We start from the raw sequence: 14,865 nt of genomic DNA, 5'->3' as shown, positions 1-14,865 counted from the left end.
AAGAAGCGACTCTCAGCCCCGGACATGGACCTTGTGACATCCGCGTAATATAGCGTGAGCAGCCCTTAACTGGTCTGCCCTCCGCGACCTGCGACTAACAGTCCCGGCGTCCCGCAAGATTATACAAGAATGCACTCCTCTAATGCCCTCTATCTGGGCCGAACGATGGGCGCAGTCGTCGCCTTGCTTGCGGCGCATGGCGGTGCACAAATAGGGGGACGGAAACAATGAAGCGCTTCAGCTTGCTGGCCTTCGCGGCGGTTCTTGCCTCACTGTCCATTTCTACAGATGCGCATTCTGCCGAGGTCAAGATCGGCATCATCGGCTCTTTTAGCGGCCCCTATGCCGAGTGGGGCGTCCAATTCAAACGAGCCGTTGACCTCTATGTCGAGAAGCACGGAGGAAAGCTTGGAGGCCACACCGTTGAGGTCCTCTATCGTGATTCTGGCGGCCCAAATCCCGCTCGAGCGAAACAACTCGCTCAAGAGCTGATCACCCGAGAGGGGGTACAATTTCTCGGCGGTATGGACTTCACGCCTAACGCGGTAGCCGTTGCCGATGTTGTGACGCAAGCGAAAATTCCCTTCGTCATTTTCAACGCAAATACCGCAGATACCACACGTAAATCGCCATATTTTTTAAGAGTGGGCTGCACCATCTGGCAATTGGCGTATGGCATCACGCGCTATGCTATTGATCAGGGCAAGAAGAAAGCTGTTGTCTTTGCCGTCGACTACGCCCCCGGTCACGACGCAATTGCAGCTTATGATGCCAATTACGGCAAGCTCGGCGGCAAGATCGTCGATGTCGTAAAGGTGCCTTTGGATACAACTGACTTCTCCAGCTACTTCCAGCGGCTGCAGGACGCGAACGCTGACGTTCTATTTACGTTCGTCCCGAACGGGCCCATCTCCGTTGCACTGTTCAAAGGGTATTTCGAGCGCGGCTTGGCACAACGGGGCTTGCAGTACTTTGGCCTCGGTGAAACCGAGGAGGCACCCCTCGCGGCATTGGGACAAACCGGCGAACTGGCCATCGGTGTATATTCCTCTCTCTTTTATGGTCCTCATTCGCCAGAAAGCACCGCGAATAAGGAGTTCGTCAATGCGCTGGAAGCAAAATACGGGAAGGGCGCCATACCTAATATCGGGACCGTTGAGGCGTGGGACGGCATACACCTGATCGCCCATATGACCGAAGCAACCGACGGGAAACTTGATGGTGAAAACGCCTTGGCGGCCGCCAAAGGGTACTCCTGGGAGAGCCCGCGCGGATCGATCCGGTCGAACGGGACCTGATCCAAAACGTCTATATCCGAAAGGTCGAGAAGATCGACGGCGTCCTCGTAAATAAACAGGTCGCCGTAATTCCGAATCTCAAAGATCCCTGGAAGGAGGCCAATCCTGCCTCGCGCTGACGACGTTTAGGCGCGCGAAAATAGGGGAGTAGAATCAGGCCGCATGACTCCAGGCCAATGCGGCGGGACGTAATGGCCATTGGCAGCATGCTTGTGATGCAGGCGGTGTTTGAGGGATCAAGTGAATAGCTACTGGACGACGGGTATATCGCTTTTGATCGACGGCCTGTCCTTCGGGATGATCCTCTTTCTGATCTCCTCTGGCCTGACGATCACGCTCGGCGTGATGCGTCTTCTAAACATTGCACATTGTGGTTTCGCCATGATCGGCGGTTACACTGCACTCTCGCTCGTCAATCATTTTGGCCTGGGTTTGCTCGCCGCGCTTCCGATTGCTGTTGCAATCACGGCGATACTCGGGGCCATTCTTGAACGGACCGTATATCGATGGATCTATGAGACGAGTGCTCTCGGTCAAATCCTGATGACAATTGGCCTCACATTCATAATGATCGCCTCGATCAACGCCGGTTATGGCTCGCTGACGCATACATTACCAACGCCTGAATTCCTGGCGGGAGCATGGCATTTTGAAGAGATATCGATTTCTGCTTACCGTAGCTTTCTTTCAATCGTCAGCCTGACAATCGCAGGCCTGATTTGGTACGTCATCGAACAGACCGATTTTGGCGCCCGCTTGCGCGCCTCCGTCGATAATCCGCGCATGGCTCGCTGTGTCGGGATCAATGTGCGGCGGGTGTTCGCTCAGACCTTCGTTGCTGGGTGCGCGTTAGCGGCCATAGCCGGCGTACTTGGAACGCAGATGCTGCCGCTGCAGCCATACTATGCCACGAACTATATGGTCATGGTTTTGATCGTCGTTGCGGTTGGCGGCTTTGGCAGTCTCAAAGGATCGCTTATCGCCGCGCTCGGCTATAGCATCTTCGATACCTATTTTCGCTATCTCTTTCCGGCGGCCGGCGCTTTCGGCATCTACATTCTTCTGGCCCTCATTCTGTCCATTCGACCTTTTGGGCTTTATGGCCGTGCTTAAGGTAACTCCCTCAAAGGACACACCTAAACGGGACATCGCCGCGTCCTTTGGATCCCACCGCTTGGGACTTAGCGATGCGCTGGTGTGGGCGCTTGCAATTTTCGCTTATTTCTTCTTGGGCGCCTATCACCAGCTCGGCACCCAAGTCATCATCATGATCATCTTGGCTCTGTCGCTCGATCTCGCCATCGGTTACTCTGGAATCGAAAGTTTAGGTCATGCCGTCTTTTTTGGTATCGGAGCCTACGCCGCCGCCCTTTTTGCGCTCAATGTTTTATCTGAACCCTTGACCGGCCTTGTGGTAGGAGGGCTAGCTGCCGGCGCGTTCGGCTTCGTCACGGGTTTGCTGGTTCTTCGTGTTCGCGGCTTGACTCAAGTCATCCTCACGATCGCCATTGGTGCCGTCGTCCTCCAAGTTGCGACAACCTGGAAATCAGTAACGGGCGGAGATGATGGCCTTGCGGGGTATCAGGTCGCACCCATCTTGGGACGTTACTCGTTCGACCTCTATGGCCATACTGCCTATCTCTATTCGCTTTGCGTGCTGGCCTTCGTGTTTGCCCTTGCCCGGATCTTGGTAAACTCGCCATTTGGATATGTTCTGCGTGGGATACGCGACAACGACCAACGCATGCGCATGCTAGGCGTACCGGTCGCCGCACGGTTGCTTCTCATCTATTCGATTTCGGCAGCAATAGCGGGTGTGGCCGGTGCAATTTCCGCACAAGTCACCGGGCTTGTCGCAACCGACTCACTCTCATTCCTGCTATCCGGAAACGTCCTCATCATGTTGCTAATCGGCGGGATGGGGCGCCTGACCGGCGCATTCATTGGGGGCATTATTTTCGTCATTTTTTCTGATCGGGCCGCGGCGATAGACCCCTTCAATTGGTTGTTTATGCTGGGTGGACTCCTCATTCTCGCCGTCAGGTTTACACCTCAAGGCGTTGGTCCCTGGATTGATCGTATGGGTGGCTATCTCCTCGATCGCAGGCGGAAACCATGAATGATACGGTCCTCGAAATCGTCGGTCTGCACAAAAGCTTCGGTGCTCTCGCCGTCACGCGTAATATCAACTTCCGCCTTGAGATTGGTGCAAGACACGCTCTGATTGGTCCGAATGGCGCAGGAAAGACCACCCTTGTAAATCTCATCACGGGAGCGTTGGCTCCATCCTCTGGGTCGATCCGACTTGAAGGACGTGACATCACACGGTATTCGCCGCAACGCCGAGTCTCTCTGGGGCTCGCGCGAACGTTTCAAATAAACTCGCTATTCCCGTCCATGACGGTGGTCGAAAATATTGCCCTCGCGGTCGTTGCAAATATGCATATCGACGCAAAACTGTGGGGCGCGCTCAATAGGCGCAAGCAGGTTCTGATCGAACTCGAGCGGCTCCTAGACGTTTTTAACCTCAGTGGTTCGGCATGCCAATTGATTTCCAATCTCGCATATGGTCAACGGCGGCTCGTTGAGCTCGCGCTGGCGCTGGCTCTCAAGCCAAAGGTGCTCATTCTCGACGAACCTGCTGCTGGCTTGCCGAAAGAAGACAGCGGAAAACTTTCGGAATTGCTGCGGCGGTTGCCCGCCGACCTCGCAGTCATCGTCATCGAGCACGACATGCAGATCGTTTTTGGTTTCGCTGACCGTATCACGGTGTTGGCAGAGGGAAGCGTGCTGACGCAGGGAACCCCGTCCGAGATTCGAGCAGATGCTAAGGTACGAGAGGTTTACCTCGGACAGGCGCGCAATGACTGATTTGCTGAGACTGGAAGCTGTCACCGCAGGATATGGCTATGGCGCCGCGGCTATTGAAAACGTGGCTCTTTCGCTCCCGAGAGGGTCGTCATTGGCCGTGTTGGGACGCAATGGTGTCGGCAAGACGTCCCTGCTTGCGACCATTATGGGCCTAACGCAAATGGCCTCCGGCAAGATCACATTTGACGGCGGCGAGATCGGAGGCATCGATACCTACGAGCGGGCTCGCCTGGGCCTCGGTTACGTGCCTCAGGAACGAGAGATCTTTCCTTCCCTGACGGTAGAGGAAAACCTTTCCGTTGCAAGGGTTGATCGGGGAAAGTGGAACATTGAATCCGTGTTTGAGCTATTCCCCCGGCTTGCTGAGCGACGGCAGAACTTCGGAAATCATTTGTCGGGTGGAGAGCAGCAGATGCTGGCTGTCGGCCGAGCGCTCGTCAGCAATCCCGCTTTGCTTATTCTCGACGAGCCGTTCGAAGGATTGGCTCCGGTCATTGTTGACCAGCTTGTGGAAGCGCTCAAACGCATCAGAAAAGAAAGCGATATGACGTTTATCCTCGTAGAACACCATGTTGATCTAGCGCTGTCACTAACGGTCCAGGCCCTAATTCTGGATCGAGGCCAAGTGGTTTGGAACGGCAAAAGCAACGATCTGGCGGGCAATAAGTCCGTTCTATCGAGCCTCGTTGGCATCAGCTAGGGAGGTAGACGACCTCCGATTACATACCTACCGGCAACGATACCAGTGCCGAGGTTACGGTACGGGACAATTGCCTCCATCGACATTAATGGCTGTTCCCGTTACGAACGAGGCTAGGTCCGAGGCTAGAAAGCAGGCCACATTCGCAACCTCGGTCACAGTTCCAAGCCGACCGAGACGCACGCTCTTTCCTTTCTGCAAAACGAAGTCTTCGTAGCTCGCTTGCGGTGCGGTGGACCGGTGCATTCGTTTCCACTGGTCGGTTTCGATCGATCCAAGGCAGATGGCGTTGATAAGGACGTTATCCGGCGCGCATTCGTTAGCCAGCAGCTTCGTCATGGATAGGCCGGCCGCCCGGCTCAGCGCCGACGGAGCGGCGCCGGTACCGGCCTTTGCCGCAATGCTGAGAATATTGACAACTCGTCCCCAGCGTCTTGCTCGCATTCCAGAGAGGCAACGCTGAGTTAAGTAAAGTGCCCCTCCGACTTTCAGCATGAAATCGGACTGGAGTGCGTCCCACTCAACTCCCGATATTGGCTCGTGGGCAGCGTTGCCTGCGTTGTTAACGAGGACGTCAACATGACTGAAGTCGGGGGAGAGCCTCGACCAGGCCTGGTCAATCTGCAATTTGTTTCCGAGATCACATGAGATTCCAATCACGCGCTGACCGGTTGTGCTACTTATCTGGTCGGCGGTATCACTCACTTGTTGTTTATCTCGGGCGAGAATTGCAACAGAAGCGCCGGCCTCGGCGAACGCCAGAGCTATCGCTCGGCCAATGCCTCGGCTTCCGCCCGTTACGATTGCGGTTCGGCTTTTCAGCGAAATCTGCACTAAACTATCCTTGCTTGCTCTAGCACCGAGATTTCCATCGCAGCAGTCCGAAAATGCGGAACCGCGGACGAGTTACGTGGCGGGCGCAGAGGCCTGGGACCGGGCAACTTTGTCGAGCGCCTGCCAGTCTCGAAGTCCGACCGCCTCAGCAAAGGCCGCGCGAGCCGCCGGAAAATCGGCCAGTGCCGGGAGAGGGGACCCGTCGGCCGTGGACAACAACAACCCTGCGAGCGCGCTCGCCATCGCTTCTGTGGTCCGCAGCATCAAATAACTCGGATAAGCGATAAGATCGTAGCCCATCACAAAGAGATCTTGTGCCCGCGGCAGTTGCGCTTTCCCATCTTCAGTTAGGGCAAGCAGCTGGTGTTTCCCCCGGAAGGCACTCCCAACCGTCACGAGATCGTCATGTGCTTTCAATCCTGGAATAAATACACCATCCGCGCCCGCGGCTAAGCTGCGCTCCGCTCGCTTTAGGGCGCCATCTAGGCCAAGCGTTGTTAAGGAGTCCGTGCGGGCGATAATCAACATGTCGCCTGAACTGCGGGCATCAACAGCTGCCCGAAGCTTTGTTTCGAATTCTGCCATCGCGACAACAGCAGGAGCAGGATTATCGCCGGGTTGCTTGCTCGGGCGAGCCTGGTCCTCCAGGATCACGGCGCCAACACCAAGCGCCTCGTACGCGCGGATCATGCGAACAACGCTCTTGATGTCACCGTAGCCGTCATCGCCATCGGTGATGAAGGGTAGATCGGAGGCCGCCGCAATATCCTGAATACCGGCGACCATCTCGCCAAGCGCCGCAATGCCTAGGTCCGGCAACCCGTAACGGGCAGCAAGCATTGCCGACCCACCAATTGCAAACGCTTTGAACCCAGCCCGCCCTATCAGCCGGGCGGCAAAAGCATCTTGAGCAACCGGAAGGACGAGCGGTCGTCCGGCTTCCATGACCTTGCGCAGAGGAATACGAGCTTTCAAAAGACACCCAATGATGCGAGTACGGCAACGACGCGAGTCCGACAACCGTGAAAGCGGTTAGTGAAGGTCGCTCCAGTGCAGAAGACCATCGTTGGACTCAGCACGTTTCATAAAGCACGTGTACTATCAACCGACAGGCGCCGGCATCACTAGGAGAAAATTGCACGATGGGCTGCCCCGATAGCATTGCAATTTCTTGCTAGCGGATCAGCGCCTAAAACCCTGTACTCGCGCAAAATCCTGTGGCGACACGGCGGGCCTCAGGGCTAGTACTGCTCAAGCCAGAGGAGAACGTCGCACTCTTCTTTCATGGACGAGGTCGCATGACGAGTGGCCACCTTAGCTAGCCAAAGGGTGCGCCATGCCATAGTGCACTCAGCCAAGCGCGTGGTCTCTTGGTTCGCTGGGTCAGTGTCCGACGTGACGACATGGAGTAGATCTCGACAGGCGCCAAGGCCGGTCGAGCCTGGCCTTTTACTCAACCGAGCTCGCAAGGCACACATCTGGGCAGCTCAGACTAATGTTGCGTCCCGATGCGTGTGGCCGGTTCTGTCAACAATCCCATTCAATCGACCAGACACGGAGACTTCCACGATGACAGGACACACCAAACAGGAGCCTCGCCTGGCGGGAGGCGAAGATGCGTCCCTCCGGGGCAAGGTTGCGATCGTAACGGGCGCAAGCCGAGGCATCGGTGCTGCCATTGCGCTCGAGCTCGCGCAAGCAGGCGTCGATTCCGTTATCGTCGCCCGGGATGAGGCCATGCTCAACAGCGTTGCCGAACGCGCACGATCATTTGGAACAAGGGTAGAGGTCGTTGCTGGCGACCTGCGAAACGTGGAAACCGTTTCCTGGACGATCGACCGGGCCTTGGCCGCTTTTCAGAAGATTGATATTCTTGTCAACAACGCCGGTGCGACCACGCGGGGGCACTTCCTGGAGCTGCCCGATAGTGATTGGGAGGATGGTTTCGGCCTAAAATTCTTTGGTGCAATGCGCCTCTGTCGGGCGGCCTGGCCTACACTTGTTCAGACGAGTGGATCCGTCGTGAATATCGCCGGTGCAGGCGGCCGAACACCCGACATCTATTTCGCTATCGGTTCGCCAGTGAATGCCGCACTCAATAGTTTCAGCAAATTCCTCGCCGAGCTTGGCATTAGGGACGGCGTGAGGGTCAATTGTATCAATCCCGGCTTGGTGAGGACAGACAGATTGACAAAGCGCCTGACGCTGGAGAGCCGCGAACGACGCATCGACCCTGCCGAAATGGAATATCAGCTCAGCCGCGAGTTGCGCATTGCGCGAATCGGCGAGCCTGAGGATATCGCGGCGCTGGTTAGATTTGTCTTGTCAGATCGCGGTCGTCTCCTGCAAGGGGCTGCTATCGATGCGGATGCAGGTCTGACAAAAACGCTTTAGATTCGCCTAACCGCGCAACTCTGGTTCGTCGGCCCCACTCAGGGAGAATGCCGAGGTTCAGGTCGCGCGTATAACCAGGGCTGGCACGCTCGGCTCTTCTGCTGGAAGTCCTCAATGTCGGCGACGAATCTTAGCGTTTGACCAATCTCGTCGAGGCCCTCTAGCAGCGTTGCGCGACGGGCAGTTGGAATGTTAAAAGCGATTGTCCTGTCGTTCGGTAATTCGATGGTGCAGCTTTCGAGATCCACCGACATCGTCGGATCGTTCGTGGTCGCCAGGTGGTGATGGATCTCATCAACCTCTGCCTGCGGTAACGTGACGAGTAGCAGCCCGTTCTTGAACGAGTTTTCGTAAAAAATGTCGCCAAAGGTGGGTGCAATCACGCAGCGAATACCGAACCGTACCAGGGCCCAAACCGCGAACTCGCGGGAGCTGCCACAACCAAAATTGGCTCCCGCAACAATAACTTTGCTCTTGCGAAAGGGGGCGCGGTTCAAGATAAAGTCCGGCACCTCTTGGCCTTGCAGATCATACCGCCAGATCGCAAACAGGCCTTCCCCCGGATTGCTCTTCAAGCTGCGTTGCCAAGCGACCGAAATGATCGCGTCTGTATCGATGTTAGGGCGCGGGAAACTGGCCGCGACACCCTCGACACGTGTGTATTTCTCCATACGAATTCTCCGGCGGCCTAGGTTAAGTACCTTCTGACGTCCGTTACCGCCCCGGCAATCGCAGCGGCGGCCACCGAGGCGGGACTGGCTAGGTGGGTGCGACTCTTTTGGCCTTGGCGCCCCTCGAAATTGCGGTTCGACGTAGAGATGCAACGCTTACCGGGTCCTACAAAGTCATCATTGATGGCGACGCACATGGAACATCCGGCCTCCCGCCACTCAAACCCAGCTTCCAGGAAGACTTTGTCGAGCCCCAGAGATTCAGCGGCATGTTTAACCTGCGCTGAGCCGGGTACCACAAGCGCGCGTACATGCGAAGCGACCTTGCGCCCCCGCACGACTTCGGCGGCAGCCTCTATATCGGAAAGGCGGCTGTTGGTGCATGAACCGATAAACGCCACGTCGACGGTGAGCCCTTCGAGAGACTGACCGGCCTCAAGACCGAGATAAGTCAGCGAACGGTCCATTGCGGCGCGACGCGCAAGGTCGTTAACCGCCGCGGGATCAGGAATCGGATCGCTGACGCTGCCAACATCCTCGGGGGTCGTCCCCCAGGTGACCTGCGGGCCGATGCTCGTGCAATCAACATCGACCTCTCGATCGAAAACCGCTTCTGGGTCGGTCGGGAGCGAACGCCAGTAAGCCAATGACTGTTCCCACATTTCTCCCTTGGGCGAATAAGGCAGATCGTGGAGATATTCGAATGTGACGTCATCGGCAGCTATAAGTCCAGCTCTCGCACCGAACTCGATCGACATATTGCAGATGGTTTGGCGTTCTTCTATCGACAAAGACCGTATGACGCTGCCGGCATATTCCACAGCGTAGCCACGTCCCGCCGCAACGCCGATCTGACCAATCAATCTCAAAATGAGATCCTTGGCGTATACCCCTCGGTTGAGCTTGCCTTCGAAATTGATACGCATGCGTTTCGGCCGCCGCTGGACGATTGTCTGGGTCGCGAGCACATGCTCCACCTCGCTGGTGCCAATGCCCCAAGCCCAACAACCAAGTCCTCCACACGTTGCCGTATGGCTGTCGCCGCATACCAGTGTTGTGCCGGGCAAGACGATGCCGAGCTCAGGTGCGATTACATGGACAATGCCTTGCCGAGGATCGTCAACATCAATGAGTTCAATCTTATGAGCCTGACAATTTTCACGTAACAGCTGCACGAATTCCCGACCACCAGCGAACGTCTCTCCCGTACGACCTTTCGCCGTGGAAAGGATGTGATCGACAACAGCATAGGTCAGTTCGGGATTACGGGTCTTGCGGCCAGCACGCTTCAAGCCCTCGAAGGCGGCAGCCGATGTGCATTCATGAACCATGTGCCGGTCCACATGAAGAAGAAACACGCCATCTTCAATCTCCCGGATAACATGCGACAGCCAGATCTTGTCGAACAGAGTTTCGCTGTTTGCCATGGCGCTAATCGACTTGTCCCAAGGGGCTTGAATTCTCACGAGGTGAGCGAGCCGTACACGAGCTTTGGGAAGTTAAGAACCTCGGACATTGCCCAATAGGAGAAAATTGCAAACACCCCTTTTGCCCGGCTAGCAAATCGATGCTGTGCGTCAGATGCGCTTAAGTACTCGCGGTCCACGCAAAATAGAACGATCGGCCTGCATCAGGCCTGCGCTATCTACAAGAGCAACTTTCTGGAAACGCGGAGCGAGCCAACGGGTATTGCCTGCGCAAACAACTACGCCGGGCACAACGATTGCAAGAGGCGAAAGCTGCCTATTGACGTCCGTTCGGATGATCTTCTTGGCGAGCCAAACCGAAAGGTTCCAATATAGGCTGATCGCTTGTCCGGAACAGAATCGATTTCTCATACGCAATATATTCGCACCACGACCAAGCCGGCTCTGCGATCACATCGCGCTCTGACCATTCGTGCTTGACGCCATCGATAATGGTGGCACCGCTTCCCTTCGCAACAACACAAAGACTACTCGATGTGCGTCGTCGTGCCTTCGAGTGGAAGCCTTTACGGAATCCGTTCACGTGACAGGCGATTGTCGGCATGACATGCCCACCCGTGATAGGATTTACGTATTCGTAAACGACACCCTCGTACGGGTCATCATCGTCGCGGTCCAGTCCGGCTTGTATCATTGCTTCGGCGGCAGCCCATTTGTACACCAACTGGGGCGAGGCCGGCGGTTGCGCGCGCGTCCGACCTTGTAGCATTCCGAGCGCGCCAATATCTTCGTAAGAGCCCACAGTATTGGTATAGGGTTCTAAGGATTTGCTAGGATGCATCTCGAAACAATCGGCTCGCATGTATGAAACGAATGGGGTATCGAGCGCATCGAACCAAACCATTGGCTCCGTCCCGCCATTGTGCGCGTGACTATGCCAGCACCCTCCAGGCGTGAGCAAAAGATCAAGCTCGTGCATATCCGCGCGCGTGCCATCGACGACCGTGAACGCACCACTTCCCGACAAGATGAAGCGCAGCGCTGAATAGGTGTGCCGGTGCGCCGGTGCGACTTCGCCAGGTAGGATCATCTGCAACGCGCCATTGAGCGTAGGCGTTGCTGCTGCGGACCGTGGCATCCCGGGATTCTCAAACAGAAGAATTCGGCGCTCAGTGCCCGGCCCGGCCAATGATGTCTTAACAGCTTCCTCGAACTCAGCGTGCAAGTCGCGCCACCGCCATACATGGCCGCGCGCCTTGTAGCCCATCTCTTCGGCGACCCCGCTGGTATTCCAGATGGGAATGATACTCAGCCGCTTCATACGATCGGCCCGCTCGGCTGTGGGATCGGCATGTTTCGGATCTGGCTGAGCCGTGCTGTTCGACATTTTGGTTCCTCAACTTTAGTTCGAGCTTGCCGCCACGCTGCGGTTGATTAGACCTGCCGGCTAGCATGAAATTGCAGGACGAGGACTGCGCCTCCTCTAATTTTTGGCTATGCGCGGTGATCGGAGCATTTCGTCCGCCGACCAATCGCCGGCCTCGATCAGGAGCGTCATTTCGCCAATATCCTGTACGCCAACGACGACGCGGTCGCCCGGTACAATTTCGGATACTCCTTCGGGAGTGCCGCTCATGATGATGTCGCCGGGATGAAGTGTATAATAGGCGGACGCGAACGCGATCAGCTTGGGAACCGACCATATGAGGTGTCGCGTATTCGATCGCTGCTTCTCCTTGCCGTTTATGCTCAGATAAAGGTCAAGAACCCCGGGATCGGGAATCTCATCTCGCGTAACCAACCAGGGTCCCAAGACGGAATAGGTGTCGATTGATTTCCGCAGGCTCCGCTCTTCGGGACCACGGACAACCGCGTCGACAGCAACGGCGTACCCAGCGACATACTGCAAGGCGTCTGCCTGCGGGATGTTGCGACCCCGTCGACCTATAACAACACCCAACTCGGCTTCGGGGTCGTGCCTTCGCGTCGGATCGCCCAGTCTGATCAGCGATCCCGGGCCCACTAGCGAACTATTGGCCTTCAAAAAAAGACCGGCTCTGTCGATCGTCTGAACCTCCGATCGGCCCTGCCGCAATTCTTGATTGTTCGTCCCCTCGTCGAGATGGAGCTGATAGTTGACAGGGGCAGCGATGATCTTAGACGGATTAGCGACGGGGCTATCAAGCCGAACCGAGCTCACGGGAATGCGTCGAGCGCGCCCGGCCAGCTCCTGTGCCTTGGCGATGACGCGGTCCAAATGCTCGATCATGATGTCGTGCTGCGGAAACGGCCACTTGAGGCTGGGCAGCACGTCCAGCGCCTCGGTAACGACGAGAATTTCGCCATCTCGCACGATACCAAGCTGATTTCCATCGAAACGACAGAGCCGCATATTATTCTCTCCTATCCAGATAGAGCGGTTAGGGCAGCCAAGCCGCCGGCTTATGCCCTAACCCTATGGCGTCGCCCCGACGTAAGTGTTGGAGTGGGCGTGGCGCCGAATCGCGCGAAAGAACTCGTCCGTCTCCGGCAGAAACTCGAACAGCGCAAAACTATGAATGCTATCGTCGAACAAGTGCAGTTCGGCATCTCCGCCCGCCGATTTAGCAGCAGCGACCAATGCACGAGCGTCGTCAGCGAGGGCTTCTCCACGCGCCGCAAAGACGCGCATCGGTGGTAGCCCGGCAAGATTTCCGCGAAGCGGCGAAATGGCGGGATCATCGGGCTCTCGGTCTTGGATGAACGCACCAGCCAAAGTCAGTAGTCGCCGCCGGGTCATCCAGGGCTCGGTTCGTCTATTGCCGTCGATACTGGCCGCCGTCAGCGTGAGATCGGCAAAGGGCGACAGGAGATAAAGGGCGGCGGGCCGAGTGACATTCTCGTGACGGAGCTTTGCGGCGAGACTTAAAGCAAGACCACCGCCCGAGCATTCGCCACTGACTGCAACTGGGTCTGCGCGCCGCGAAAGCCACGCAAAGGCCGCTCGCACATCCTCCTGCATTTGCATTGGCGTATGTTCCGGGACAAGTCGGAACTCGGGTACCAACGCCCAGCCACCGATCGCGCGCGCTAGACCAGCTGCAAGCAAAACCGAGCTCTTAGCCGAACCAAACACATATCCTCCCCCATGAAGATGAAGAACGGCAGGACCACTTTTCCCGCCGGGGGGAATGACGCATAACGCAGGCACCCCGTCGCAGTCGACGGTTTCTACCGACACATCCTCTGGCAACGCACATAGACTCGACATGAACCGCTCGTAAGCAGCCCGTTCGCTCATCCAGTCTTCATCTTCGAACTTGAGAGCATTCGACCAAAGATCGAACGCGCGGGCGGCGGCCGGCCGCGACGGCCGCACCAATGGACTGGCGTTAAACAGGTCGAATGGCTTGTTTGATTCGGCGACTTCATCATAGCCATAGAGCCACGCAAACCGCTCATACCCAGCTTGGTCGAGCTTCAGCATGCCCCGCCCCATCCGTCCGTAAGCCGCCTGACGCTCGGGTGCCTTTTCATGAAATGCCGTAAGATCGCCGCGACTTTGGTGAAGCAACCGAGTGGTCCGCGGCTTCCGCCGCGCTTGAAACTCGGAAAAAGCGGCTTCCAAGTTGCTCCCGCTCCGGTGCAAACAAGCCGCCAACGCCACCGAATCTTCGAGCGCCATCGCCGCACCGGAGCCGGATGTCGGCAGCACCGGGTGGGCCGCGTCGCCAATCAGAACTATTCGCCCGCGATGCCATTCTGGCAGGGGATAACGATAATTGATCGCCGTGATGAAAGCTTCGGTTACAGCCTCAGTGATCTCTCGGACGTCTTTGCAGGCGTCCTTAAATGAGGCGCGCAAATCCGCGACATCCCCAGCTGTGGCCCAGTCCTCACGATGGATCTCATCGGCAGGTACGTAGAAGGCTGCATAAAACTGTTTGCCGCGACGAATCGGATAGCAAACCACGTGGCGACCCGCACCGCTCCACACATTGGTATCCAATGTTAGCGCTTTGCTGAGAAGCGTCGTTGGTAGAACGGTCCGCCAGGCGAGGAGGCCCGTAGATATCGACTCGCTTTCTCCAAAAATTGCGCTTCGCACCTTGGAACGCAGGCCATCGGCTCCGATTAGGAGATCGCCAAGAACAGCCTCACCCCTCTCGAGAATGACGGTAACACTTCGATCATCTTGCTTCACATCGACAACAGAGCAGTTGAGCCGGATCTCCGTTCCGTCCAAATGTCTTGCAAGAGCGTCGATCAAATCGCGGCGATGCGTCTTGTAAAGCGGGGCGCCATACAGCTTGGCTCCCGCTTCGCCCAGTTGGGTGCGATTGCGTACCTCACCGCTCACCATATCATAAAATGTAATCGTCTCGGGCGGCTCATCCGAGCGCTTTATCTCCGCCGCAATGCCCAGCGATTCAAGAACGCGCATAGCATGAGGTCCAAGGACAACACCTGCTCCAACCTCGCTTAACTCCGCCGCTCGCTCGATGACGGTCACGTCGATGCCGTTACGACGCAAAGCAACCGCCGTAGCCAGTCCGGCCACTCCGGCTCCGACAATCAGGGCACGCATAGCCATCCTCCCGTAGTTGGACATCTGTGACCGATATCCTTTATTCGCAGGTTAAGCTCACCAGTCGTCGAACCGACCAGAGCGCTGCGGGTTAAGGCGAGCT

The 14,865-nt window shown here is 56.8% G+C and carries 13 protein-coding genes; 6 read left to right on the top strand and 7 right to left on the bottom strand.

Going from position 1 to position 14,865, the window contains the following annotated elements; all coding sequences use genetic code 11:
* The first annotated feature begins 227 nt into the window (after window positions 1–227).
* The 5 genes from QY049_RS22650 (at window position 228) to QY049_RS22630 (ending at window position 4,869) form a co-directional block, all read left to right on the top strand.
* On the top strand, window positions 228–1,298 hold the full coding sequence (locus QY049_RS22650; protein ID WP_237864941.1) for an ABC transporter substrate-binding protein: 1,071 nt from the start codon (window positions 228–230) through the stop codon (window positions 1,296–1,298).
* A gap of 240 nt (window positions 1,299–1,538) precedes the next feature.
* The gene (locus tag QY049_RS22645) at window positions 1,539–2,411 is read left to right on the top strand and encodes a branched-chain amino acid ABC transporter permease (RefSeq protein ID WP_128955133.1); all 873 of its coding nucleotides are present in this window, start codon (window positions 1,539–1,541) and stop codon (window positions 2,409–2,411) included.
* Window positions 2,412–2,472: 61 nt separating this feature from the next.
* Window positions 2,473–3,417 carry a branched-chain amino acid ABC transporter permease gene (locus QY049_RS22640; protein ID WP_206733114.1) on the top strand — a complete coding sequence of 315 codons (945 nt, stop codon included), beginning with the start codon at window positions 2,473–2,475 and terminating at the stop codon, window positions 3,415–3,417.
* Complete coding sequence (locus QY049_RS22635) at window positions 3,414–4,169, top strand: ABC transporter ATP-binding protein (RefSeq protein ID WP_128929984.1); 756 nt, start codon at window positions 3,414–3,416, stop codon at window positions 4,167–4,169. Before QY049_RS22640 ends, QY049_RS22635 begins: the two co-directional genes overlap by 4 nt.
* Window positions 4,162–4,869 carry an ABC transporter ATP-binding protein gene (locus tag QY049_RS22630; RefSeq protein ID WP_128929985.1) on the top strand — a complete coding sequence of 236 codons (708 nt, stop codon included), beginning with the start codon at window positions 4,162–4,164 and terminating at the stop codon, window positions 4,867–4,869. Before QY049_RS22635 ends, QY049_RS22630 begins: the two co-directional genes overlap by 8 nt.
* A 54-nt stretch (window positions 4,870–4,923) precedes the next feature.
* Here QY049_RS22630 and QY049_RS22625 read toward each other — a convergent pair whose 3' ends face one another.
* Both QY049_RS22625 and QY049_RS22620 read right to left on the bottom strand, forming a co-directional pair.
* On the bottom strand, window positions 4,924–5,703 hold the full coding sequence (locus tag QY049_RS22625; RefSeq protein WP_128955134.1) for an SDR family NAD(P)-dependent oxidoreductase: 780 nt from the start codon (window positions 5,701–5,703) through the stop codon (window positions 4,924–4,926).
* Window positions 5,704–5,775: 72 nt separating this feature from the next.
* Window positions 5,776–6,678: an oxaloacetate decarboxylase gene (locus tag QY049_RS22620; protein WP_128929987.1), complete on the bottom strand. Its 903-nt coding sequence runs from the start codon at window positions 6,676–6,678 to the stop codon at window positions 5,776–5,778.
* Between the two features lie 594 nt (window positions 6,679–7,272).
* Between QY049_RS22620 and QY049_RS22615 the strand changes: the two genes are divergently transcribed.
* Window positions 7,273–8,097 carry an SDR family NAD(P)-dependent oxidoreductase gene (locus QY049_RS22615; protein WP_128929988.1) on the top strand — a complete coding sequence of 275 codons (825 nt, stop codon included), beginning with the start codon at window positions 7,273–7,275 and terminating at the stop codon, window positions 8,095–8,097.
* A 38-nt stretch (window positions 8,098–8,135) separates the two neighbouring features.
* Here the strand turns inward: QY049_RS22615 and leuD are convergent, their stop codons facing one another.
* The 5 genes from leuD to QY049_RS22590 all read right to left on the bottom strand — a co-directional run bounded on the left by leuD (window position 8,136) and on the right by QY049_RS22590 (window position 14,762).
* Window positions 8,136–8,768: a 3-isopropylmalate dehydratase small subunit gene (gene leuD / locus QY049_RS22610; protein WP_128929989.1), complete on the bottom strand. Its 633-nt coding sequence runs from the start codon at window positions 8,766–8,768 to the stop codon at window positions 8,136–8,138.
* Window positions 8,769–8,785: 17 nt separating this feature from the next.
* A complete protein-coding gene (gene leuC / locus QY049_RS22605; RefSeq protein ID WP_128929990.1) occupies window positions 8,786–10,195 on the bottom strand; it encodes a 3-isopropylmalate dehydratase large subunit in 1,410 nt (469 codons plus the stop codon).
* 316 nt (window positions 10,196–10,511) lie between these two features.
* Window positions 10,512–11,582 (bottom strand): cupin domain-containing protein, encoded by a 1,071-nt coding sequence (locus QY049_RS22600; RefSeq protein ID WP_128929991.1) that lies wholly within the window; start codon window positions 11,580–11,582, stop codon window positions 10,512–10,514.
* A gap of 96 nt (window positions 11,583–11,678) precedes the next feature.
* The gene (locus QY049_RS22595) at window positions 11,679–12,587 is read right to left on the bottom strand and encodes a fumarylacetoacetate hydrolase family protein (RefSeq protein WP_128929992.1); all 909 of its coding nucleotides are present in this window, start codon (window positions 12,585–12,587) and stop codon (window positions 11,679–11,681) included.
* 63 nt (window positions 12,588–12,650) lie between these two features.
* Complete coding sequence (locus QY049_RS22590) at window positions 12,651–14,762, bottom strand: alpha/beta hydrolase fold domain-containing protein (protein ID WP_164933583.1); 2,112 nt, start codon at window positions 14,760–14,762, stop codon at window positions 12,651–12,653.
* Window positions 14,763–14,865 lie beyond the last annotated feature (103 nt).

It is taken from the genome of Bradyrhizobium sp. WYCCWR 13022 (assembly GCF_030435535.1).
Lineage (GTDB): Bacteria > Pseudomonadota > Alphaproteobacteria > Rhizobiales > Xanthobacteraceae > Bradyrhizobium.
The sequence above is the reverse complement of the archived record's forward strand: the minus strand, read 5'-3'. Positions and strand labels throughout refer to the sequence as shown.